This is a genomic window from Rahnella sp. CFA14(1/10) (assembly GCF_004195095.1).
Classification (GTDB): Bacteria; Pseudomonadota; Gammaproteobacteria; order Enterobacterales; family Enterobacteriaceae; genus Rahnella; species Rahnella perminowiae.
This window is the reverse complement of sequence record NZ_SEWS01000009.1, coordinates 23958-47960: the sequence shown is the minus strand read 5'-3', so window position 1 is coordinate 47960 and position 24003 is coordinate 23958. Positions and strand designations below refer to the sequence as shown.

The following is a 24003-nucleotide window of genomic DNA, read 5'->3' as shown; positions in this document are numbered from 1 at the left end:
TTATCCCGATATTCACCGGTCAGAAGACAACAGCGCGATACGCTCTGTTTCCACATCCGCAGGCTTTGTCGGGGTGATGGCGATACTGGCGGTCATACCGGCCACTAATTCGACCCCTGCTGGCAGTTTATCAATATGGATGCGCACCGGCACACGCTGGGCAAGCCGCACCCAACTGAATGTGGGCTCTACGTCGGGAAGGCCCTGATTGCCGGGCGCGTCATTGCTATCATCTATTCCGCGCCCCAGGCTTTCCACGTGGCCTGTCAGTGCAGGTTTATATCCCATCAGCACGATTTTTGCCGCGCTACCCACATGAATATGCTGCATTTTGGTTTCCTCAAAATAGCCCACAACCCAGAAGCTGCTGGCATCAATAACGGCAACTTTTGTGACTCCTGCGCTGGCATAATCTCCGGGCCGCAGTCTCAGATGCGTGACGTAACCGTCGGCCGGAGAACGAATGGTCGCGCGGGAAAGATTGAGCTGCGCCAGTTCCAGCGCGGCCAGTGCTCCCTGATATTCAGCCGTCGCTACGCCCGCCGCACTGCGGGTATTTTGTATATCCTCTTTAGAGATAACCCCGCTAATCTGACTGCGCCGTCTGGCCGCATCCTGACGCATCTGCATTTCATTTCGCTTCGCGTCAACCTCAGCCTGTGCGCTGATCACCGCCAGTTTTAACCATTGCGGATCGATGGAGTAAAGAATATCTCCGCGGTTAACCCGTTGATTATCGGTTACGGCGACATAGCTTACCGGCCCGGACACATCCGGCGTGATTTGCACCACCTCTGCCCGTACACGACCATCACGCGTCCAGGGGGTTTGTGCATAATGCTTCCACATCATGAACGCAATAATGGCTGCGGCAATGACGGCGCTTAAGGTAAACACATAACGGGCTAAGAGAGAAAAAAATGGCTTCATACTAATAATCCTAACGCGTTCAGAGCCTGCATTAACAAGGCGAAAATAATGATAAAAGTCGTAAAATCAATGAGCGGCCGGCAGGGCAAACGCCGGTAAAACCGGCTGAAAGCTAAAAAAGGAGTGATTAAAATCGTGCCGGAGAATGCCACCAAAGCCATGACTAATAAGCCAGGTAAAAAGACGCCACCAATATTAATATCAGTCATCATGTGCCTGTTCCTTATCCCTCTCTTGCGTAAAGTTTTTTAACGCACAGTGCAGGTCAATAATATGTTCAATAAGCGCGTGCGCTGGTTGATGTGAAACCTGAGCGTTCATGGCGAGTATCTTGCTAATACTGTTTTGCAATTCACTGGGTTGTGCACCACGGGCCAGCAGGTTGAGAAGGTGATTCACCTGTAAGGCGGTTTCCCCTTCCAGCTGATTCAGTGAGCGTCGTAAATACGTCACCGCAAGGCCGATATTGAGGTAATTCAGCAGACGGTTAAGCACCTGGTCGGCCGCCTGATTACTACGCCGCAGCCGGGGCAGGATCAGTGCGGTCCGATCTATCATCAGGTTCACCCAGGCCACATCATGAACGGATGACAGACCTTTTGCGCGGGACCGGATATCCCGTCGGCATCGGTCCAGCAGGCGACGGATAGCAGAATCCGCCTGTACGGTCTGTAATAAACTCATGCTGATCACGGCATAACCGGTTGCGGCAAATAAGGCGACCGACGTGTTTATTGCAGCGGCAAAATCACCACTGTAGCGGGCGCCTAATTCAGACAATACAGGCAGCGTTAAGGTGATGCCCATGGCCATGAATGTGGTGGGTGGCCTGGCCTGCAGGGAACCGGCCAGCAAATAGGCAGGGGCAAGTACGGCAACCAGCACAGTAAACCCGGTCACCTGAGGGAGCAGGACGAAGCTATAAAGCAGGCTGATAATGACCCCGTAGACGGAGCCTGCAATATACTTAACGATATGAGGCGCCGGGGTGTCGAAGCTGCCAAATAATGTGCAGCAGACGCCGAGAATTGATACGGCTGTGGCGCCGTCGGGCCATGCGGAGTAAATCCACAGCAGACAGCCGCTGAAGATGATTGCAAATGCCCCCAGCGCGGCGCGCGCGGCGGTAAAGTGATCCCGGTGATAAACGTAACCTTTGGCATTCCGGGCGTCATCAGCCAGGTGCTCAGACTTCGCGGAAAGGATGGCATGAGAAAGCTGTTCGCATTGCTGCAAAAGCATGATGGTCTCGTGCAGGCGGTTGACAAAATTAACGTGAAGTTCTGTTTCTACCTTTAATTCGTCCGTACATGACCGTTGTTGCAACCACACGCAACGTTGCAGTAGCGTTTCGGCACCGGCTTTACGTGCGGCGGGATCGTCACAGGTGAGCCACGCCGTGATCTCACTGACCAGTGTCGTAATCTCTTCAGGTAAGGTTTTTAATACCTGCAGGTAATCATGCAGTTGGTTACTGAGGACCAAAAGCCGCGACAATCTGTCATGTATTAACTGGCGGGCTTTACGGGATGGTTTTGAGATAGCGAAGTCATAGGGCAGATGGTGACCCACCCCCTCAAGAGACTGTAACGTCAGCGCAAGTTGAAGCTGTTTTTCTTTCCCGCCTGATGCTCTTTGCAGCGTTTCAGCCACCAGCCGGCGGGCATCACGCTGCGTTGCCGAGAGTGTGCTGTTAAAAAGACCGGTAATGCGTTTTGGTATGACATACCGGTGGATCACACTGGCGCACAGTATCCCGATCATGATCTCCTGTACCCGGGTGATGGCGATGTCAAAAATTGCACCGGGCCCGAACACGGCAGGAAAGCCGATAAGGCTCGCCGTGTAGCCTGCCAGCACAAAGGCATAAGCGCGGGGTGTGCGATCAAGCTGCGAAAAATAAAGACAAATTGTTATCCAGCCGGTGAGGACCAGGCTGCAAATTATCGGGGTGTTGACAAAAACAGGCACAATCACCACCGTCATCGTTGCTCCGGCTATCGTCCCGGCCAGGCGATAAATGCTCCGGCTAAGTGAGGCGCCGACAGAGGTCTGCGAAACAATATAGACAGTAATAATGGACCAGGAAGGCCTTTCCAGACCGATAGACAACGCGATGTAATATGCCAGCATGGCGGCGGTAAACGTCTTGGCTGAATATAACAACGCATTCGCATCGTTAAGAAGAGAGGAGGAGGGGAAGACCCTGCGTAACGGGTTGAACATGAGAGTAATGGTCCCTGGCAAGCGGTGGTGGCAAAAAATTCATTTGCGCATACCGGCAATTATTGCCAGATTACTCAGCAGAGGAAATGCAGTATACTGCCAAAAAATACCTAAATCCTGCCAATATGAATGCTTCCCGTGATGTGACTTCTCTTTTTGATCCCGATTCCACTCGCTGTGCGGCAGTAGCACGCCTGCTTGATTTTACCGAGTACGAAGCGGAGGTGCCGGTTCATACGCATCGCAAGGGACAGTTAATTCTTGCCCTCTACGGCGCGGTAACGTGCCGGGCCGAAAATGAGATATGGATTGTGCCGCCTTACTGCGGCGTATGGATCCCCGGCGGCATTGCGCATAGTGCGAGAGCAACCTGGAATGCGCACCTGAGCTATTTGTTTATTGAGCCGGGCGCGGCCGCACTGCCGGAGCAATGCTGCACATTTGCTGTTTCGCCCCTTATCCGCGAACTGATGAATCGTCTGGTCAGGGAAGATAATGACTATCCGCCGGACAGCCATGCCGCGAGGCTGGCCCGGGTCACGCTTGATGAACTGGTTAATATGCCCCGGCAGAATTTTAATTTGCCGGTCTCTGCACATCCCAAAATACAGGCGATGGCCGAAACGCTGGTCAGTCATCCGCAGGACCGGAGTACGCTCAATGAGTGGGCCAGACGTCTGGCATTAAGTGAACGATCCCTGGCGCGACTGATGGTGCGTGAAACCGGCCTTTCGTTCGGACGCTGGCGTCAGCAACTTCATTTGATTATTGCGCTGCGGGGGCTTGCCAGCGGTGAGTCCGTGCAAAATGTGGCTCATGAATTAGGCTATGAGTCAGTCAATGCGTTTATCACCATGTTTAAGAAGTCTGTCAGTTGCACGCCTGCGCTCTATTTTAGTGAAAGGAAATAAACCTGATAGCTTCCCCGTATGCTGAAGTTTAATGCGCTCCGGCTGGTGATTGTTGGGATACCAAAATCTGCCAGCCTCGCAGTGGTTAATCAAATAAACTGAATCTTTATGTTAAACAAATGATATTTATTCTCATCCTGAGTCGCGTAAAGTAAACCCATCACTACGCCCTGTCCTGCATGACAGAGACAGCGCATCGGTTCACGGATTATGAGGATGAAGACGCGATGAAAAAGATTGGATTTTTATCATTTGGACACTGGACACCGTCACCCCAGTCGGGCACGCGCTCGGCGGCTGATGCCTTATTGCAATCTATCGATCTGGCGGTCGCTGCCGAAGAACTGGGCGCCGATGGTGCGTATTTCCGGGTGCATCATTTTGCGCGCCAGCTGGCATCGCCTTTTCCGTTGCTGGCCGCCATCGGCGCGAAAACCCGCAAGATTGAGATCGGTACCGGCGTTATCGATATGCGTTATGAAAATCCGCTGTATATGGCGGAAAGCGCCAGCGCGGCGGATCTGATTTCCGGGGGGCGTTTACAACTGGGTATCAGCCGTGGCTCTCCGGAGCAGGTCATTGACGGCTGGCGCTATTTTGGTTATCAGCCGGAAGAAGGCGAAACGGAAGCCGATATGGCGCGCCGTCATACAGAAAAACTGCTGGATGTACTGCGTGGCGAAGGTTTTGCGAAACCGAATCCGCAACCGATGTTTGCCAATCCGCCGGGTTTGTTACGCCCTGAGCCGTATTCAGAAGGGCTGCGTGAACGTATCTGGTGGGGCGCGGGGTCGAATGCCACCGCAGTCTGGGCGGCGAAACTGGGCATGAACCTGCAAAGTTCCACGCTGAAAGATGATGAAACCGGCGAGGCGTTCCATATTCAGCAGGCGCAGCAAATTCGTGCTTACCGCAAGGCCTGGGCGGAGGCGGGGCATGAGCGCACACCGCGTGTCTCCGTCAGTCGCAGTATTTTTGCCCTGATGGATGACCGCGACCGCGCGTATTTTGGTGGCAGCGGCGATGACGGCGATAAAGTCGGGTTCCTCGATGAGAAAACCCGCGCTGTTTTCGGCCGCAGCTATGCCGCGACACCGGACCGGCTGATCACACTGCTGAAACAGGATGAAGCGATCGCCGAAGCCGATACCTTATTGCTGACCGTTCCTAATCAGCTTGGTGTGGATTACAACGTGCATGTGATTGAGTCGATCCTCAAATATGTGGCCCCTGAAATGGGCTGGCGTGAGTAACTGCAGAAGAAAGTTTTAAAAACCCCAGGCCCGTCTGAGGAAACTCCGGCGGGCTTTTTGCATTTTGAGATCCAGACAGATAAACCCCTGTTGTGACATGGCTACCCTATCATCAGGGATGAAATAATGTTGTTATGAAAACGCGCAGAAATAGCGCCGGATTCCGAAGGGAACAACTATCAAAGATATAGGGTGATACAGATGTGACGGTTTTTAATCTGCGTATAGAGTAGCAATGAGACTACATAACAGGAGTGTGAGCATGAGCAGTTCTATTGATGAAGAAGCAAAAGACGCAAAGCCGATTGTTGAAGCAAACAGAGAAGCCGGTGCTGGCAAATGCCCTTTTCATGAAGGCAACACCAATAAAGCGTCAGGTGGCGGGACAAATAATCGTGACTGGTGGCCCAACCAGCTCAGGGTTGACCTGCTGAATCAGCACTCAAATCGCTCAAACCCGTTGGGCGAATCCTTTGATTATCGTAAAGAATTTGCCAAATTAGATTACTCCTCACTGAAAGCCGACCTCAAAGGGGTGCTCACGGCGTCACAGCCCTGGTGGCCAGCCGACTGGGGCAGCTATATCGGTCTTTTCATCCGTCTGGCGTGGCACAGCGCCGGAACGTATCGCTCCGTTGACGGACGCGGCGGTTCAGGCCGCGGCCAGCAACGTTTCGCACCACTCAACTCCTGGCCGGACAACGTCAGTCTGGATAAAGCGCGTCGCCTGTTATGGCCGGTGAAACAAAAATACGGCCAGAAAATTTCCTGGGCCGACTTGTATATTCTGGCGGGGAACGTCGCGCTGGAAAACGCCGGTTTCCGCACCTTTGGTTTTGGCGCCGGGCGTGAAGACGTCTGGGAACCGGATCTGGACATCAACTGGGGTGACGAAACCACCTGGCTGGAACACCGTCATCCTGAAGAACTGGCTAAATCGCCGCTGGGCGCAACGGAAATGGGGCTGATTTACGTCAACCCCGAAGGTCCGAATCACAGTGGTGATCCGGCGTCAGCGGCCCCGGCTATCCGTGCCACTTTCGGCAATATGGGCATGAACGATGAAGAGATTGTCGCGTTAATCGCCGGGGGGCACACGCTGGGTAAAACCCACGGCGCAGCCGATGCCAGCAATGTGGGCGTTGACCCTGAAACTGCACCGATTGAATCACAAGGTCTGGGTTGGGCAAACCGTCACGGAACCGGTGCCGGTGCGGATGCCATCACCTCAGGTCTGGAGGTGATCTGGTCGCAAACCCCGACGCAGTGGAGCAATTACTTCTTCGAAAACCTGTTCAAATATGAATGGGTGCAGACCCGCAGCCCGGCCGGAGCGATTCAGTTTGAAGCTGCCGATGCGCCGGATATCATTCCTGACCCGTTCGACGCGACGAAAAAACGCAAACCGACCATGCTGGTGACCGATCTGACCCTGCGTTTTGATCCGGAGTTTGAAAAAATATCGCGTCGTTTCCTCGGTGATCCGCAGGCTTTCAACGAAGCCTTTGCCCGTGCATGGTATAAGCTGACCCACCGCGATATGGGGCCGAAAGCGCGTTATATCGGCCCGGAAGTGCCAAAAGAAGATTTAATCTGGCAGGATCCGCTGCCGGTTCCGGTATATCACCCGACGGTTGCCGATATCGCGCAGCTGAAAGAAAAAATCGCCGCTTCCGGCCTGAGCGTCAGCGAACTGGTCTCGGTGGCGTGGGCGTCGGCGTCTACCTTCCGTGGCGGTGATAAACGCGGCGGCGCGAACGGTGCGCGTCTGGCACTGCGGCCACAAAGAGACTGGGAGGTTAACGCCATTGCCGCCCGCGTATTGCCTGCACTGGAATCCATCCAGCAGTCATTGCAGAAAATGTCTCTGGCGGATGTGATCGTTCTGGCCGGTGTGGTGGGTGTTGAAAAGGCGGCGAAAGCTGCAAATATTGATATTGAAGTGCCTTTCACGCCGGGCCGGGTGGATGCGCGTCAGGATCAGACGGACAGTGAGTCGTTCGAATTGCTGAAGCCGAAAGCAGACGGTTTCCGCAACTACCGCAGTGATTCAGCCAATGCATCGACTGAAAATCTGCTGATCGACAAGGCGCAACAACTGACCCTGACGGTGCCGGAATTAACGGTGCTGGTCGGCGGATTACGTGCGCTGGGGGCAAACTACGACGGCAGTAATCTCGGGGTCTTCTCTGAAAAAACCGGTGAACTGAACACCGATTTCTTCGTGAATCTTCTGGATATGCGCACCGAATGGAAAGCCACTGACGGATCCGGTGAACGTTTCGAAGGGCGGGATCGTGTCAGCGGAGAAGTCAGGTTTGCTGCCACGCGTGCCGATCTGGTGTTTGGCTCGAATGCCGTATTACGTGCCAACGCTGAGGTTTACGCCAGCAGTGACGCCAAAGAGAAATTCGTGAAAGACTTTGTCGCGGCCTGGAGCAAAGTGATGGATCTCGACAGATTCGAGCTCTGATCTGACTTCTGATGTGAACTGGCAGTTTGAAAGCAAATAGCCCGCCTGAGTCTTCTCCGGCGGGCTTTTCTTTGATGTATGCGGGAACTGATGTGTCGTTAAAAATCGTATTCCAGCGCCAGTCGGTTCTGCCAGAAGTCTTTGCCGGAGGTAGACGTCGTCTGCACACCGGCAAAATCTGTTATGCTCAGGCCTTTCAGCACACCGCCAAAGTTATACGTGCCGTACACCAGATATTCAGACTGATTGCTGCTCGATGCGCCTTTGGCTGGCGTGAGATCCATAAACGAGTAACGGCTGCCCAGCGAGATGCTGTCCGTGGCGCTCCAGTTCAGGTCGGTGGAATAGGCGTTACCGCTGCCCAGATCCTGCGTGCTGGTGAAGAACGGTTGCGCAAAGTACGGGCCGGAAGAGGTATTGTGCGCGTAAGGCGTCACCAGTGCGCCGTTGCCGTAAGCATCGCCATTGGCCGCGATATGGTTGTAATTGAGCGACCATTTTAATGCCTGCGTGAAATTCATCGCGAACTGCCCGCCGTAGCTGGTGCTGTTCACATCGCCCGCCAGCGCTTTGCCTTCGCTGACACCACGAATAAATTGAATGCCGATTTTCGGCTGGGAAGGGCTGTCAGTCCACGACAGGAAACTGTCCGCGTACACCATTTTGGTGTAGTTGTGATACTCCTCGTACCACAACTGACTGTTCAGTTTTTGATTATCAAACTTAAGGGCACGACCGCCGCCAATCCCCCACATGCCGTTGGTGGTGCCGTCGGCGTCGGTATAAGCGGTGGTGTTAAGGAACTGGTCGTCGCCCCAGGGTTTGTAACGGGTAATTTTGGTGGCGTGCAGGAAGTTGTCACTGTCACCGTAGCTGCTGTCGATACCCCGGAACAGGATCGGCGTAATGCGCCAGTCATAGTCGCCGATGAACGGAATATTAATACGCTGATCCCCGGCGGTGATGCGGAAGTCCTGATAGTGGTAACTCAGATAAGCTTCGCCCACGCCGGTCTGGTTAGAGCCCAGTTCGGTGATCAGATGGTCGTCGTTGTGTGAAATTCCGCGCTGAAGAATACCGCTGACGCCCAGACTCAGGCCGTAATATTCCGCCGTGGCATATTTCACGCTGCCGCCGTAGCTCACCGTGTCCTGAGAATAGCCCGGTATGAAGTACGCGTTGTGAGTGGAATAATATAAGGTACGCAGGCTGCCGCTGACCGATCCGCAGGTGAACATTTCGGTCAGGGAATCCGCCGCGTCTGTGCTGCAGCCACTCGTGACCGGTATGGCCGCAACAGCGTGGTTTATTAGCAGCGCTTGTGAAATGACAATAGCGCTCAGCTTCAGCGCAAAGCTGAATGTGTTATTTTTCATTAATGCCATCCTGTCAAAATGTAATAGATTTTGTCCGGCAGAAAAACTGCCGGTAATGGTTTTTATGAGGGCGCACGCAACGGTTGCCACTCCGTCTGTTTACAGGCCGGGTGGCTAATAGTTATTTTTACCGGTCAGTCAATAAAAGAGGATTGTTATCTAATGTCAGAGTGTCGCGGACATCCCAGCCACGCAGCTTGCCGGGGTTGAGTAATCCATTAGGATCAAGGCAGTTTTTAACCGAAACGACGTCAGGTTTAATTTCGCCTTGTTTGCCATCTTCAATGTGATAAACATGCGGGTTATTTATTTTTACGTCATTATTACGGAAGATTGTCATTATTTCGTTCAATCTTTCTTCGGTGGAATAACGTACTATTTGTAAACCGCTGGCGGTGATATTTCCGTCATTGTCACGCAGGAACTCAATATGCGAAATAACTTCATCGCCAAATAAATTCGCCATGTCGATAATCTGCTGGCGATAATTCGAATAATTAAACGCCGTCTGCAAATAGGTCAGGGTGCTGTCGATTTTCAGCGCATGAAGTGTGGTGTGGTTCCAGCAATATTCCATCAGAGACGCATTAGCCTCGCGGGCTTCACCGGCGGACTGGCGCACGGCGCTGTGGCCGCGGTACTTCTTCAGCAGATGGGCACAAAAACCTTCGCTTTCCTGCGCAATCACGCTGATCACCGCGTGCTGGCTGGCCCGATAATGTCCGTTCAGATGGCTGAAGTATGACGGGATTGGCGCGGCAAAAAGCGCCAGCTGGCGTTTGACCAGCCCCGGTGAGCGGGCAAAGGCGTTGGCGTAATCCAGCGCATCGGTAAAATCGTCGAACACGTCCAGCCGTTCGATCCACTGATGAACCGGTGCCAGCGCCAGTTCCACCTCAAGCACAATCCCGTTGCTGCCGTAAGCGTGATGCAGCAGCAGCGCCTGCGGCGCAGGGACGTGCAGAATGCGCGGTTCGGCTTCCATGGTCATGACTTTAACGCTGAGCACATTGCCCGGCGCGCCGAGCGGGCCGTAGTTGATTGAGCCGATACCGCCGAAACCGCCGCCATACAACCCGCCCAGACTGGCGAGCCGGTACGTTGAGGGCATGCAGCGCAGTTCCCAGCCTGCCGGACGGGTCAGGGTTTCAATTTCAGCCAGACGGATCCCTGCCTGGGCACGCACCACGCCGTTACCCAGTTCACAGACCTGATTAAAGCCGGTCATATCCACCAGAATTCCGCCTTCCAGCGGTACCAGCTGGCCGTAGTTACCGGTCGCGCCGCCGCGCAAAATCAGCGGTAACCGGTGCCTGACACAGGCTTTTACCAGTAAACGCAGCTCTTCTTCGCTGCGCGGCCTGACCACGGCATCAGCCTGTTTGTCTTCCAGTTGCCGCTTCAGCACCGGACTGAACCAGTGAAAATCGCGCGAAAGGCGTTTGACCTTGGGGGCCTGCAACGTCCAGTCGAGATCAGGGAGCGCCTGCTGAATCAGGGCAAGCGCATTCTGACGTTGTTCATTGTCCATATTCTTCCTGCCTAAAAATGAATGAGGTTAATGAGATTGCACGGCTTCGCTTTCATGCCAGGCGCTCAGGGCTCGTCTCGAAATCCACGACATCACGCCAAACAGCGCAATTCCGGTAAGCGAAATGAGCAGCAGGGCGGCAAACATCAGCGGGATGTCCAGCTGGTATCCCGCCTGCAATATCTGGTAGGCCAGGCCGGTGTTATTGCCGCCGGTACCGGCAACAAATTCCGCGACCACCGCACCAATCAGCGACAGGCCGCTGGAAATGCGCAGCGCACCGAAAAAATACGGCAGGGCAGAAGGAATGCGTAAACGGATCAGGATTTGTAAACGGCTGGCGCGGTTCAGCTGAAAATAACTCAGCAAACCCGGTGACACGCTGCGCAACCCCTGCGTGGTATTGGAAATGATCGGGAATACCGCCATCAGCGTCGAACACACCACCAGCGACAGCGTGGTGTCTTTGACCCAGATGATGATCAGCGGCGCAATAGCCACAATCGGCGTCACCTGCAGGAACACGATGTATGGGAACAGCGCGGTTTCAACAAAGCGGTTTTGCACCAGCACGAACGCCACCGCCGCGCCGATCACTATCGACAGTAGAAACGAGATCAGGGTGATTTTCAGCGTAAACAGCAGCGACATCGTCAGCGAGCCGAAATTAGTCCACAGGCTTTCCAGCATCACCACTGGCGAAGGCACCAGAAACTGCGGGATTTTGAAATAACTCACCCAGCCCTGCCACAGCATAATCACCACGACGGCCACGACAGCCGGATACAGGACTTTACGAAATGTTGGGTTATTGATCCACGGAGTGGATTTTTGAGTTTGCATACTGTTACTCCATACCCGATTGGCTGGCTTGCAGCAGACTGTCCTGCAACTGTTTCGCATAGCGTGAAAACGCGGGGCTGACGCGGAAATCTTCGTTGCGCGGGAAGGGTTCGGTAATGGCGATATCTTCTACCACGCGTCCCGGCCGGGCGGCCATCATGATCACCCGCTGCGACAGAAATACCGCTTCATGAATCGAGTGCGTGACAAACACCACCGTCAGACCCTGTTCCCGCCACAGGCGCAGCAGGTCGCTGTCGAGCTTGTTGCGGGTGATTTCGTCGAGTGCGCCAAAGGGTTCATCCATCAGCAGCAGTTTCGGACGCGTCACCAGCCCGCGGGCAATCGAAACGCGCATCTGCATGCCGCCCGACAACTCGCGCGGCAGAACGTGGGCAAATTTACCCAGCCCCACCAGTTCCAGCGCTTCACTGACGCGGGTATTGGCTTCGGCACGCGGCACGCCCGCGAGATCCAGCGGCAGGCGCACGTTGTTCTGCACATTGCTCCAGGGCATCAGTGTGGCTTCCTGGAAGACAAAAGACAGCGGCACTTGGGTTTTTTCACGACTGTCGCGCCGCCACAGCATCAGTTTTCCGTCGCTGGGTTCCGTCAGTCCGGCAACCATTTTCAACAGCGTACTTTTGCCACAGCCCGACGGACCGAGCAGGGTGACGAATTCACCCTCATTAATGGTCAGATTGACCGGCAAAAGGGCGCGCGTGCCGTTGCTGTAGATTTTCTCCGCCGACAGCACGTCAATGGCGGGTACAGGCGGAGGATTGGCTGAGCGGACATCGCTCATCACGGTCAGTTTAGGGGCTGAATTCATGGCATAACCTTCGCGTCTTTGATCATATCGAGGGTAAACGTCTGCTCAAACGGCACTTTATCCGCGTCAATCAGCTTGTTTTTCACCAGCATGTCCCAGGTTTTTTTCAGCCGTGGTTCAGTGATGATACCGATACCGCCGGTTTGTGCATCGCCGCCGGTCACCAGCTCATATTTCTTCATTTGTGCAATGCCGAAGGCAATCTGGTCGGCACCCATGCGCGGATTGGCCTGGGTGATCAGTGCATTACCTGCGGTCGGATCCTGCAAATAGTCTTTCCAGCCCTGCATCGAGGCTTTCACGAAAGCAGCCACCGCAGCCGGGCGTTTTTTAACAGTGTCGGCCATACAGATAACAGAGTTGCCGTACGGCGGATAACCCCAGTCGCTGAGCATGTAGACGTAAAACGGTTTGCCGCCTTTTTCAACGGAGAAAGGCTCGGAGGTGACATAACCCTGTTGCACCAGATTATTGTCCGCGAGGAAGGGCTGTACGCTAAAGGTGTACGGACGGATTTTTGCGCTGGCCAGTCCCAGTTCACTCTTCGCCCACGGCCAGAAAGAGGTATAAGCCTCGGTGGCCAGCAGGAAGGTTTTGTCTTTCAGTTCCTGACCTTTTTCCACTTTGTCATGGCTGATAAACACCGTCGGCGAGTGCTGGAACACCGTCGCTACCGTTACCGCATGCACCCCGGCCTGCCAGGTTTCCAGCGCCTGGCCGTTGTCGCCGAGTGTGCAGTCAGCCTGTCCGGCGGCCATCAGTTGCATGACGTTGACCTGCGGGCCGCCCATTTTAATGCTGACATCCAGACCGGCGGTTTTGTACAACCCTTTGGCCTGCGCCTCGTAAAAACCGCCGTGCTCCGCCTGCGCGTACCAGTTCGTCAGGAAGGTGAATTTTTCTTCCGCCATGACTGAAGCGGAAACTCCGGCCAGCAACAGGGCCAGCAGGGTGTAAGCCGGTTTACGCCGTATTTTCATCATAAGAATTCCCTTATTTAGAGACACAAGAAGACGAAGGAGGGGTGAAGCTGGTTTGCACAAAACCGTTCCAGTGGTGTTTTCCCCAGGTCGGTTCGCTGCGGACTTTCCATTGCATGTGGTGGATTTCGGTGATTGCCTGCGCCCAGCTTGCCGCCAGTGAATCGAGAATGGCCTGACCCTGTTCAGCGGTCGCGCCGGTCGGATCGCCAATGACGCCACTCGGACCAAAATCATAAGAAGCCCAGGCAGCGGCAGGGCGACCTGATGACAGTGTCGGACACGGGAACTCCGGCGGATAATTGGCGACCGCCTGTTCGAGGTGGACGCATTCCGGTGCCAGCGCCAGCATGACTGCGGTTTCGCTGTGACCGGCATGCATCGCCATCTTCTGCTCCTGTGCGCTGAGGAACTGATTTTCCACGCTGGGTACGCGGAACACATCGTGAGGGATCATGATCATGTCGCCGTGACGCAGACGCATTTCCCGCGATGCCATTTGCAACACCTGTGGTTGGCCGCCGTGACCGTTGATCATTAAGAGTTTGCGGAATCCGGCGCGGTAAAGGGATTCGGCAATTTCTAAAATGGTTTGCAAAAGTGTGTCACCGGTCAGGGTCAGGGTACCGGGGAAATTCAGATGTTCGTCAGATTTGCCATACGTGACGGGAGGAATAGCATAAGCCGGGATCGTCTCTGGCAGCCGCGCCAGCGCATGACCTGCCACGCCGGAGGAGATGACACTGTCAACCGAACACGGCAGATGCGGACCGTGTTGCTCGATTGCACCGGTTGGCAAGACGATCACGGTATTGGCTTTGTCGGGCAGGGCAGCAATCGCCGTCCAGCTCAGGAAAGGAAGAAAACGTGCTGCGGGAATATAACCGTTAATCATGCTGTACCTCTGAGTCGGAAATTATGGGGTTAGCGGGACAGGGGCAACCAGGCGGTAGCTTCCACTTCAATCAGCACGTCGGCGTTTGGCAGCATTTCACTGACCTGCACCACGGTGGAGACCGGCGGTTCCCCGGTGTAAAAGAGTTTTCTCACCCGGCTGTAATACGGGAAGTGATCGAGATTGCGAAAATATTGCACCAGCTTGATCACATCGCTCATTTGTCCGCCAGCCTCTTCAATCGTGTGGCGGATGCTTTCGAGCACATACCAGCTCTGCGCCAGAACCGGCCCCTGTTTGGCATCGGTCGAGAATTCGCCGGTTTCGCCCAGTAGCAGGCGTGCTTCGGCGGGGATATCCTGAAAACCGCGCACGATGGTCGCCGTCTGCGGATTGACGGGAATAATGCCGGAGAGAAAGATGAAATCGCCGGCACGACGCCATGCGGCATATCTGGCGAGCGGTTTGCCCGCTCCCGCGTCAAGACTCATGGGATAACTCCTGATTCCAGGTGCGCTGATGGGTTAGCCTGCCGTGGCGGATAACCAGGCGGGCCGGACTGTGTAAAGGCCAGGTGATGCTGTCGCTGCCCGGGAAGAGCACCAGACTGGCATCGCTGCCGGGTGCGAGTGGCAGATCCGGCTGAATATCACCGGTCAGTGCGGCGATATCACAAATCAGCCGTGACTGCTGGTCAAAGACGTTTTCCAGCTGAAGCGCGAACAGGGCGCAGCTCAGCGTATCCAGCGGGTCATAGCTGCCTGCCGGACAAAAAGCGTCCTGCACGTTATCGCAGCCGAGCAGCAGCGGAATGCCCGAGGCTTGCGCTTCTTTAATCAGGGTAATGCCGCGCTGGCGCGGCGTGCGGCCCGTAACGGCGTCCTGTAACAGCAGATTGGTCATCGGCAGTGCAATCAGCGTGACGCGCTGCGCCGCCAGCAAACTCAGCACATCCTGCGCCTGTTGGTCACTGCCCGAGGCCAGTGCGCAGCCGTGGCTGCAACAGATATGGCCGCTGAAGGCATGCTCTGATAATTCATTATCTGAAAGGTAACGCGCCAGCCAGCTCAGGCCATGCGCCACCGGCGAAAGCTCCTCATCAATATGTAAATCCAGATTCAGTTGCCAGCGTGAGGCACTGCGCATCAGGTTGGTCATCGCCGCCGGATCCCAGTTTGAAGAGTGGATAAATCCGCCCAGCAGGCAGTCTTTTCCGCTTTGTGCAACCGCGCAGGCAATGCGGTCAGCCGCTTCGGCATCCGCGAAAAAGCTCAGCGGTACCAGCGCCACCCGTTCCAGCGTGATATCCGCAGGGGCCATCCCGGCCAGCTCAAGCCAGGCCAGCGGGGGAACCACGTCGAACCAGTCAATGTGGGTGCGCAAACGGGTCACACCGTTTGCGGCCGCCCAGGCCAGCCCCTTGCCGGCACGCCGGCGAAGGTCTGCCGCCGTCCAGTGCTGACGATCCTGATGCAGGGTTTCAATGGCTGCCAGCAGACCGGGTTTTGCCGGGCGGCTGCGGGCAAGGGTGAAGGTTTTATCGAGATGCGCATGGGGTTCAATCAGCCCCGGTAACGCCAGCGTACCGTGCACATTCCACAGATCGTCCTGAGACGGAGCGGCGGGCATCAGTGATGAAATTTTGCCCGCCTGAAAGCGCATATCTGCCGTGACCGGCTCGCCATTTTTCACAGGCCAGTTCCCCGGCAGCAGCCATGCGGGGAGGCGAACGTTGGCAATACCGTTAAGTGCCGAAGCGGGAGGGGGAATATGCATCATAAGGCTCCGCGTTAACATTACAGGTCGAGGATCAGAACAGGACTTTTGGCACGCGAACAGCACAGTGTTATCTGCGTGTTCTCCGCTTTCTCCTCTTCAGTCAGTACGCAGTCACGGTGATCGGGAATACCGTCGATCACGTCAGTAATACAGGAACCGCAAATACCCTGTTCGCACGACAGCATAATATCGACGCCGGCGCTTAATAAGACTTCCGCAATGGTCTGTCGCGGGCCGACTAAATAACGCGGCCCGCCGGAACCCAGCTGAATATGAAATGGCTGACTGTCTGTTTCATTATTCAGATTCGTATTACTGAAACGCTCAAAAGATAATTGATTTTCCTGCCAGTGATGCGTGCGCATAATATCTTTAAGGCGCTCAATAAAGCCGTCCGGGCCGCAGGCCAGCACTTGCGTATTCTCTTCCGGATGACACAAACTCAGCGGCGTATTGTGGCGCAGGGAATCGTTTGCGCTGCTGTCATGCAAAAATACATGCTGTGCTAATGCAGGCCGGGTTAAGCGCGGCAGAAACGCCGCCTTTTCAGTGTCGGAGAGATAATAATGCAGTTCAAATTCAATCTGTTGCTGCGTGATTTTTTCCGCCATTGCCAGCAGTGGGGTGATGCCGATTCCGCCGGCAAACAGTAAATATCGCCCGGCCTGTGGCAGCGGGAAATGATTGCGCGGTGCCGAAATTGTCAGGTGATCACCGGGGGCGAAATGATGATGAATAAAGTGCGAACCGCCGGTGGAAGGTTCCGCCAGTTTTACGCAGATCTCATAATATTCCCCGTCATTGTGTTCACTGCATAAAGAATATTGTCGCGGCCCCAGTTGCGGAATAAAAACGTCAATGTGAGCGCCCGGTAAATAAGCCGGTAACCGGCTTCCTTGCTGCGCAACCAGGTGTAAGGACATATTCCCGACACCGTTGACATCGACAGTTTTAATGGTAACAGGGATTAATCCGGCATCTTTCATCGTCATTTACCGTACTTGTGCTGATGGATCATTGATAAAAAACGGCGTCAATGTGTTCGCCGCATCATCCGCTGCCTGATGCGCATTGCCGCACCGGGTCAGGCGGATAAGCAGTGAAACGATTGTTCCCGTTGCAATGAAAGCTACGTTATTGTTATAAAGCTGTTGCGTCCAGCGCTTTGATTCGCACGTCCCGTTGCATAAAAGAGAGCACTCATTATGTTCGCATTCTCCCGGTTTTTGCTGTACTTCACTGAGGTTGCCCGCCAGGGATCGTTCCGTAAGGCATCCGAAACCCTGCATGTTGCCGCATCGTCGATTGACCGGCAGATATTGCGGGTTGAAAAAGAATTAGCCATGCCGCTGTTTGAGCGTCATCCCACCGGATTGCGGCTGACGGCGGCCGGTGAGCTGTTGCTGCATGCGGCCAATAACTGGAAAAAGGATTTCTCCCGCGTCTGCGAACAGCTCGACGACTTGCGGGGATTACGGCGGGGCCATGTGCGGATTGCCACCATCGATGCCATTAACCGGCAGTTTTTCTCATCGATGCTGAAAAAGGTCCATCTCGATTATCCGAACATCTCCTTCACACTGACGACCATGAACAACGTGGATATTCAGCAGGCGCTGATGTCAGGTGATGCCGACTTCGGACTGATGCTGAATCCGCAAAGTTCCCGTGAGTTGCAGGTGCGGGCTTTTGCCGAAATCGATTTGGGCGTAGTGGTGCCGAAAGGGCATCCGCTCGGGGGCAGAAGCGGTATACGGTTTAATCAGTGCATGGAATATCCGTTTATCCTGCCCTCAGCGCCGCTGATGCTGGCTGAGCCGGTTCAGGCGCTGATGAATATCAATGGCGATAGGGTCCATGAAGTTGCGGTATCGAATAACATCCATATGATCCGCTCGCTGATAAAAGAAAAAATCGGCATCGGTATCCTGTGCTGGCTCGATATTATGGATGAGGTGCACAGCCACGAGTTGCAGTTTATTCCGCTGACCGATCCTCAGTTAAAAGCTTTCACGCTCTCCTTGTGCGTTGCGCCGGCCAGACAACTTTCCCTGGCCGCCTCAATGATGCTCAAACAGCTGGAGATGTTGTTCAGTCAGATCCAGACCCCGGGGCGCAACCGGCAATGATATGCACTGTTCTGGTGCTCCGCGCTCTGCGATGAATCAAAGGTTGCAGGCTCCGCAGGCCCGATCCCCTCACAAAGCCTCGGGGAAGCGCATCGGCGAAGTTGGCATCCTTTTTGTATAGATCAATGTGAGTAGAAGCGGTCAGCGCAGGCAACGGCGCGGGACATTGCTCAGCAACCATTTCGCGGTTTATTTTGAGCCGGTCAGGGGGGCTGAGCCGCATGTGCTTATCCTCCCTCCGGCGATGATTAGGAGAGGAGCAATGAAGTCTATATCCCGCATTCCCCTGTCTTGCTGTGTACTGAGCACGCTGGTTCTGGGATCATTTTCCCTGGCGGCACAGGCAGATGAGAAAATCGCCTTACTGACCTCCTGGTACGCCCAGGCCGAGCAGGGCGGATATTATCAGGCGCTGGCGACCGGTCTCTACAAACGTTACGGGCTGGATGTCAGTATTCAGTCAGGCGGCCCGCAGATCAACGGCATGCAGCTTCTGTTGTCGAAACGCGCTGATGTGATCATCGGTTATGACCTCCAGTTGCTCGAATCCGTGCAGCGCGGTTTTCAGGCCAAAGCGATCGCTGCTCCCTTTCAGTACGACCCGCAGGGTTTACTGACCCATGCCTCCGTCACCTCCCTTGATGGCCTGAAAGATAAAACCATTTTGGTGTCCAGTTCCGGTCAATCCACCTGGTGGCCGTGGCTCAGGGCGCGCTATCAGCTCAGCGATGCGCAGGTTCGCCCCTATACCTTCAATATTCAGCCGTTTGTTGCTGACGAAAATGTGGCGCAGCAGGCGTACGTCAGCTCTGAAGTGTTTCAGGCGCAGAAGGCCGGGGTGAAATCCAATTTCTTCCTTTTCTCGGAGCACGGCTATCCGCCTTACGGCGGGATTCTGATCACCCGTCCGGACCTCATCAGTAGCCGTAAAGACGCGATGGCGAAATTTGTGCGCGCCTCGATGGAAGGCTGGGTGAGTTATCTGCAAAACCCGGCACCGGGCAATGCGCTGATCAAAAAAGACAATCCGAAAATGACCGACGACCTGCTGGACTGGGGCGTTGAGCAAATCAAAGCACATCATCTGATTGACGGTGGTGATGCGACGACACAGGGCTGGGGCACCATGACACAGGCCCGCTGGCAAAAAACCCGTGATTTCATGGTGAGTGCCAAACTGCTGAATGCGGATACCGACTGGAAGCAGGCGTATACCACTGAGTTTGTTGAGCACATGCAGGTTAAACCTTGAGGAGCGTTGCGATGTCATCCTGTTCATTGCTGATTAAAAATGCGCACGCCATCCTGACCGGTCTGCCGGGAGAAGACGCGCGTCACGCCGGACCGGATATCCGTGTCCGTAATGGCGTGATCCAGGCGATCGGTACTCTGACCCCGTTGCCCGACGAACGGCTGATTGAGGCGCGTGACTGCGTGGTCTATCCGGCCTGGGTCAATACTCACCATCATCTGTTTCAGTCATTGCTCAAAGGCGAGCCGCAGGGGCTGAACAAAAGTCTGACCGCGTGGTTAAGTGCCACGCCTTACCGTTTTCGCGCCACGTTTGACGAATCCACCTTTCGCCTCGCCGTGCGTATCGGCCTGACCGAACTGCTGCGTTCAGGCTGCACCACCGTGGCGGATCACAATTATCTCTACTGGCCGGATATGCCGTTTGATACCTCGGACATTTTGTTCAGTGAGGGAGAGGCGCTGGGCATGCGCATTGTATTGTGCCGGGGCGGGGCAACGCAGGGGCGGGCGATTGAGCAGGATTTGCCGCAGGCATTGCGTCCGGAAAGCTTCGACCATTACATGGCGGACATGGAGCGGCTGGTTGACCGCTATCACGACCCTGAACCGACATCGCTGCGCCGCGTGGTGATGGCACCGACCACGTTGCTGCATTCGGCACCCGGTGCGCAGTTGCGCGAAATGGCGAAACTGGCACGCCGTTTAGGTATCCGGCTGCACAGTCATTTGTCAGAAACCGTGGATTATCTCGATGCGGCACGCGAGAAATTCAACATGACGCCGGTACAGTTTTGCGCGGAACATGACTGGCTGGGCGATGACGTGTGGTTCGCGCATCTGGTGAAGTTATTGCCGCAGGAGATTACGCTGCTGGGACAAACCCGCACCGGTATTGCGCATTGTCCGCAAAGCAACGGGCGTCTGGGCAGCGGCATTGCTGACCTGCTGGCGCTGGAACAGGCGGGTGTTCCGGTTTCGCTGGGGGTGGACGGCGCGGCATCAAACGAGGCCGCAGATATGCAAAGTGAAGCACATGCTGCGTGGCTTTTACAGCGCGCCAGAAAAGGCATGCTGGCGAAACCGCGCTATGACGGCGGAACGTTTGAGGGGGGCGGTGACGCCGCTTCCATTGAAGACGTGGTGCGCTGGGGCAGCGCGGGCGGGGCACAAATCCTCGGACTGCAACGGAGCGGCACCGTGCAGGTGGGCATGCAGGCTGATATCGCCATTTACCGGCTGGATGACCCGCGTTACTTCGGCCTGCATGACATGGCCATCGGGCCGGTGGCCTGCGGCGGCCGGGCGTCCCTTAAGGCGCTGATGGTCAACGGCCGCGTTATCGTCGAAAACGATGTCATCCCCGGGCTTGACCTGGAGGCAATGCGCCATGAGGCCATGTCTGCCGTTCGTATCCTGCAACAGCGTGCTGCGGGCTAACCTTATTGATTCAGAAGGATAAAAATCATGACACAATCCACATCAACATCAGGCTATGCCTTACAGGAACTGGAAAAAGAAGCGGGAATGGGCGCGATGGGCGAAGAGACGTTTGCCCGTGAAGTTCGCTGCATTGATCTTGCAGATTTCGAAAACCGGAAAAGCGAAATTGCCGATGAACTCTGGCTGGCCGCCGTGGAAATCGGTTTCTTTCAGGTGAGTAATCACGGTATCGCACTGGACGATATCCGCCAGGCATTCAGCATGACAGAGGATTTTTTTGCGCTGCCTGAGGACGTGAAAGCTCAGTATCCTCTGGCGCGTAACGCCGGTTGGGAAAATAAATCTCAGGTGCGTCCGTCAACCAAAACGCCGGATCAAAAGGAATCTTATCAGATTACCCGGCCGCTGATGGCTTCGCTGTGGCCAGACGAACAGGAACTGCCTGCGTTTAAACATACCATGCTGAGTTTTGAATCACAGTGCTGGCAACTGGGCATGAAATTGCTGTCTTGTTTTGCGCTGAGGCTGGGTTTTCCGGAGCACTTTTTCGAACAGGCACATGATCCTTATCAGCCAACCTATCAGAGTACACTGCGCATGCTGCATTACTACGCTACTGAACAATCAGAGCAGGGGATGTGGCGTGCCGGTGCGCACACCGATTTCGACTGCCTGACGCTGCTCTTCCAGCGTCCCGGTCAGGGCGGCTTGCAGGTGTGTCCGGGCAAGGATCGCGAAAGCCAGCAGTGGACCAGTATCGAACCGCGTGAAGACGTGATCACCTGCAATATCGGCGATATGCTGATGCGCTGGAGCGACGATCAGTTGCCGTCAAATTTCCACCGGGTCAGAAGTCCGCTGCCCGGTGAATATCAGGGCGCGCGCTACAGCCTGGCGTTTTTCTGCCAGGCCAACAAAGATGTCGAAATTCTGGGGCCGCAGGCCAAATATCCGGCCATCAGCGCTGAAGATTATCTGCAACAGCGTATTCAGGCCAATTTCGCGAAGGGATAAAGGCATATAAAAGCAATAAGCCCGCCTGGTGTGCTCCGGCGGGCTTTTTTATTGGGCAAAGTTCAACAACCGATCGCCGGTCAGGCAGTGGTATTGATATTGCGTCCGATCGCCGGGTTAGCAGGCAACTGCGGGATCGAATCAATCATACTGGCTACTGCCGTCTGCTGAGTATCCAGTGACTTTTTCAGCAGGATATTGTTCACCTGATTACTGGTATCCAGGCTATTGAGGCTGGTTGCCAGCGATGCAATTTGCGATACATCCATTTTGCTCTCCTGTTCGGTACAACATAAAAGGAACTGATCCGGGCGTAGAACTGAAAAGGTATCGGCAATTTCCGGCATAACTTGAGAGAAAAATAAGACTGACGCCGCCACAGAAAGAACCGCCGACGTCCGGCCGGAAGATGAAAAGGTGCTGTAACCTGTATAGCCTCAGGAATTACGGTTATAATCCCCCGCATTATTCAACCGGTTTAGAAACGAAAATGACAAAACTCTCCTTACAAGAACAACTGCTGAAAGCGGGATTAGTGACCAGTAAAAAAATGGCCAAAGTCCAGAGAACGGCGAAAAAATCACGTGTTCAGGCGCGTGAGGCAAGAGAAGCGGTGGAAGAAAATAAAAAAGCGCAGATGGAGCGTGATAAGCAACTGAGCGAACAACAAAAACAGGCCGCGTTATCGAAAGAATATAAAGCTCAGGTGAAGCAACTGATTGAAATGAATAAAATTCTCATTCCAAAAGGGAATATAGATTTTAACTTTACCGATAATAACCTGATTAAAAAAATGGTGGTGGATAAGGCCACGCAGTCTCAGCTGATTAGCGGCCGTCTCGCCATCGCGCGTCTGGTTGCTGATGGCAGCGGCGAGAGTCAGTACGCCATTATTCCTGCCAGCGTGGCGGATAAGATTGCCCAGCGCGATGCCAGCAGTATTGTATTAAACAGTGCGCTGAGTCAGGAAGAGCAGGATGAAGAAGATCCTTATGCTGATTTCAAAGTGCCTGATGATTTGATGTGGTAGTTTCGTTTTCCCCGGCAGTTCAAAAGGATCACATCGGTAACTGGGACAAGATGGATAATTACAATCAGCTACTGGCATTCATATGGGCCTATGAATACGGCAACTTTTCTGCCGCTGCGCGGGCAAACGGGCTGACCCCTTCAGCGATGAGCAAACTCATCAGACGGCTGGAGACCCGGTTGCAGGTCAGACTTTTCTTTCGTGGAACGAGGACGTTAACACTGACAGAAGAGGGGCAGGTTTATCTGAAGAGTGCCCGCGCCGTGGTGGATGCAATGGCCGGGGCGGACTCGCTGGCTGAGAACATGCCAAACCGTATCCGCGGGCAACTTAAAATCCGGACCATGAACACCTTTGCCCGCTATCAGATACTGCCGTGGTTGCCTGCTTTTATAGAGGCTTACCCGGCTTTACGCGTAGATATTGAAACGGGGCCGGTTTACCGTGACGACTTTGATAAAGGTCTGGATCTGGCCATATATGGGGGAGTGTTGGCCAGTTCTTCCCGCATTGCCCGTCGTATCGGTGAGAGCCAGTGGGTTATCTGTGCGTCGCCTGCCTATATTGAAAAATACGGCGCACCTGCTCATCCGCGCGAACTGATCGACCACCGCTGTTTTCACTTTAATTTTGAAAGCCACTGGAATCACTGGGTGTTCGCCGAAGGCCAGCAAAGTCTTATCTTCCCGGTCAAACCCGTTGCCTCACTGTCGCAGGGTGATTTGCTTCGTGATCTGGCCATCCGGGGGGAAGGAATCGTCCGGCTGGCAGACTTTCACATCCACCAGGATGTGAAAGAGGGGCGGTTAATTCCGCTTCTGGAGGCATTCCGGTCTCCGCTCAGGGAACCTCTTTATGTCATTTACGCGCAAAGGCAGCATCTCAGCCCGCGTATCCGCTGTTTTATTGAATTCATGGAAAAACAGATAGCCCGGCATCCGTGGCGTCTCTGAGGAACCTGCCGGTCCGCCTGGCATTCGTTGTTTCTCCCTCTTCCTTTATCTCCTGTGAACCGGATTCACAGTGGGTTTGCCTGCGCCCCGAATCCCCTGCCTGAGGGTTTATGGTACCGTTTTGTTCACTTTCACAGAATGTATCCATTCATCA

22 protein-coding genes are annotated in these 24003 nt (G+C 54.6%); 9 read left to right on the top strand and 13 right to left on the bottom strand.

Annotated features, from left to right (window positions below; genetic code table 11):
• Positions 1-12 precede the first annotated feature (12 nt).
• From EVX52_RS18030 to EVX52_RS18020, 3 genes are read right to left on the bottom strand one after another with little or no spacing between them, the layout of a single operon-like run.
• Entirely contained in the window at positions 13-930 is a 918-nt protein-coding gene (locus tag EVX52_RS18030) for an HlyD family secretion protein (RefSeq protein WP_129991804.1), read from the bottom strand.
• On the bottom strand, positions 927-1142 hold the full coding sequence (locus EVX52_RS18025) for a DUF1656 domain-containing protein (RefSeq protein WP_129955499.1): 216 nt from the start codon (positions 1140-1142) through the stop codon (positions 927-929). The genes EVX52_RS18030 and EVX52_RS18025 overlap by 4 nt, the downstream gene beginning before the upstream one ends.
• A complete protein-coding gene (locus tag EVX52_RS18020; RefSeq protein WP_129991803.1) occupies positions 1132-3156 on the bottom strand; it encodes an FUSC family protein in 2025 nt (674 codons plus the stop codon). The genes EVX52_RS18025 and EVX52_RS18020 overlap by 11 nt, the downstream gene beginning before the upstream one ends.
• Before the next feature lie 125 nt (positions 3157-3281).
• Between EVX52_RS18020 and EVX52_RS18015 the strand changes: the two genes are divergently transcribed.
• From EVX52_RS18015 to katG, 3 genes are all read left to right on the top strand, one after another.
• Positions 3282-4067 carry a helix-turn-helix domain-containing protein gene (locus EVX52_RS18015; protein ID WP_129991916.1) on the top strand — a complete coding sequence of 262 codons (786 nt, stop codon included), beginning with the start codon at positions 3282-3284 and terminating at the stop codon, positions 4065-4067.
• A 227-nt stretch (positions 4068-4294) separates the two neighbouring features.
• Complete coding sequence (locus tag EVX52_RS18010) at positions 4295-5320, top strand: LLM class flavin-dependent oxidoreductase (protein WP_129991802.1); 1026 nt, start codon at positions 4295-4297, stop codon at positions 5318-5320.
• A 262-nt stretch (positions 5321-5582) separates the two neighbouring features.
• On the top strand, positions 5583-7793 hold the full coding sequence (gene katG / locus EVX52_RS18005; RefSeq protein WP_240783486.1) for a catalase/peroxidase HPI: 2211 nt from the start codon (positions 5583-5585) through the stop codon (positions 7791-7793).
• A gap of 98 nt (positions 7794-7891) precedes the next feature.
• On the opposite strand, the gene EVX52_RS18000 is transcribed toward katG, so the two are convergent.
• From EVX52_RS18000 to EVX52_RS17960, 9 genes are all read right to left on the bottom strand, one after another.
• On the bottom strand, positions 7892-9169 hold the full coding sequence (locus EVX52_RS18000) for a TonB-dependent receptor (protein ID WP_129991801.1): 1278 nt from the start codon (positions 9167-9169) through the stop codon (positions 7892-7894).
• 127 nt (positions 9170-9296) lie between these two features.
• Positions 9297-10700 carry an FAD-binding oxidoreductase gene (locus EVX52_RS17995; protein WP_129991800.1) on the bottom strand — a complete coding sequence of 468 codons (1404 nt, stop codon included), beginning with the start codon at positions 10698-10700 and terminating at the stop codon, positions 9297-9299.
• A gap of 27 nt (positions 10701-10727) precedes the next feature.
• Positions 10728-11543 carry an ABC transporter permease gene (locus EVX52_RS17990; protein ID WP_129955504.1) on the bottom strand — a complete coding sequence of 272 codons (816 nt, stop codon included), beginning with the start codon at positions 11541-11543 and terminating at the stop codon, positions 10728-10730.
• Positions 11544-11547: 4 nt separating this feature from the next.
• The gene (locus EVX52_RS17985; protein WP_129955505.1) at positions 11548-12375 is read right to left on the bottom strand and encodes an ABC transporter ATP-binding protein; all 828 of its coding nucleotides are present in this window, start codon (positions 12373-12375) and stop codon (positions 11548-11550) included.
• On the bottom strand, positions 12372-13355 hold the full coding sequence (locus tag EVX52_RS17980; protein WP_129955565.1) for an ABC transporter substrate-binding protein: 984 nt from the start codon (positions 13353-13355) through the stop codon (positions 12372-12374). The genes EVX52_RS17985 and EVX52_RS17980 overlap by 4 nt, the downstream gene beginning before the upstream one ends.
• 13 nt (positions 13356-13368) lie before the next feature.
• On the bottom strand, positions 13369-14250 hold the full coding sequence (locus EVX52_RS17975) for a creatininase family protein (protein ID WP_129955506.1): 882 nt from the start codon (positions 14248-14250) through the stop codon (positions 13369-13371).
• Positions 14251-14279: 29 nt separating this feature from the next.
• Positions 14280-14741 (bottom strand): RidA family protein, encoded by a 462-nt coding sequence (locus EVX52_RS17970; protein WP_129955507.1) that lies wholly within the window; start codon positions 14739-14741, stop codon positions 14280-14282.
• Positions 14731-16026: a cytosine deaminase gene (locus EVX52_RS17965; RefSeq protein WP_129991914.1), complete on the bottom strand. Its 1296-nt coding sequence runs from the start codon at positions 16024-16026 to the stop codon at positions 14731-14733. Before EVX52_RS17965 ends, EVX52_RS17970 begins: the two co-directional genes overlap by 11 nt.
• A gap of 20 nt (positions 16027-16046) precedes the next feature.
• Positions 16047-17021, bottom strand: a complete 975-nt coding sequence (locus EVX52_RS17960) for a PDR/VanB family oxidoreductase (RefSeq protein ID WP_129991799.1) — start codon at positions 17019-17021, stop codon at positions 16047-16049.
• Positions 17022-17234: 213 nt separating this feature from the next.
• Here EVX52_RS17960 and EVX52_RS17955 point away from each other — a divergent pair, with 213 nt between their 5' ends.
• From EVX52_RS17955 to EVX52_RS17940, 4 genes are all read left to right on the top strand, one after another.
• Positions 17235-18158 carry a LysR family transcriptional regulator gene (locus tag EVX52_RS17955; protein WP_129955509.1) on the top strand — a complete coding sequence of 308 codons (924 nt, stop codon included), beginning with the start codon at positions 17235-17237 and terminating at the stop codon, positions 18156-18158.
• Positions 18159-18420: 262 nt separating this feature from the next.
• Positions 18421-19410, top strand: a complete 990-nt coding sequence (locus EVX52_RS17950) for an ABC transporter substrate-binding protein (RefSeq protein WP_129991798.1) — start codon at positions 18421-18423, stop codon at positions 19408-19410.
• Between the two features lie 11 nt (positions 19411-19421).
• Positions 19422-20849: an amidohydrolase family protein gene (locus tag EVX52_RS17945; RefSeq protein ID WP_129991797.1), complete on the top strand. Its 1428-nt coding sequence runs from the start codon at positions 19422-19424 to the stop codon at positions 20847-20849.
• A 27-nt stretch (positions 20850-20876) separates the two neighbouring features.
• Positions 20877-21866 carry an isopenicillin N synthase family oxygenase gene (locus tag EVX52_RS17940; protein ID WP_129955512.1) on the top strand — a complete coding sequence of 330 codons (990 nt, stop codon included), beginning with the start codon at positions 20877-20879 and terminating at the stop codon, positions 21864-21866.
• A gap of 80 nt (positions 21867-21946) precedes the next feature.
• On the opposite strand, the gene EVX52_RS17935 is transcribed toward EVX52_RS17940, so the two are convergent.
• Positions 21947-22135, bottom strand: coding sequence for a YjfB family protein (locus EVX52_RS17935; RefSeq protein ID WP_129955513.1), 189 nt, complete (start codon positions 22133-22135; stop codon positions 21947-21949).
• 221 nt (positions 22136-22356) lie between these two features.
• Here EVX52_RS17935 and EVX52_RS17930 point away from each other — a divergent pair, with 221 nt between their 5' ends.
• Positions 22357-22896, top strand: coding sequence for a DUF2058 domain-containing protein (locus EVX52_RS17930; RefSeq protein WP_129955514.1), 540 nt, complete (start codon positions 22357-22359; stop codon positions 22894-22896).
• Between the two features lie 50 nt (positions 22897-22946).
• Positions 22947-23849, top strand: coding sequence for a LysR family transcriptional regulator (locus EVX52_RS17925; RefSeq protein ID WP_129991796.1), 903 nt, complete (start codon positions 22947-22949; stop codon positions 23847-23849).
• The last annotated feature ends 154 nt before the right edge of the window (positions 23850-24003 follow it).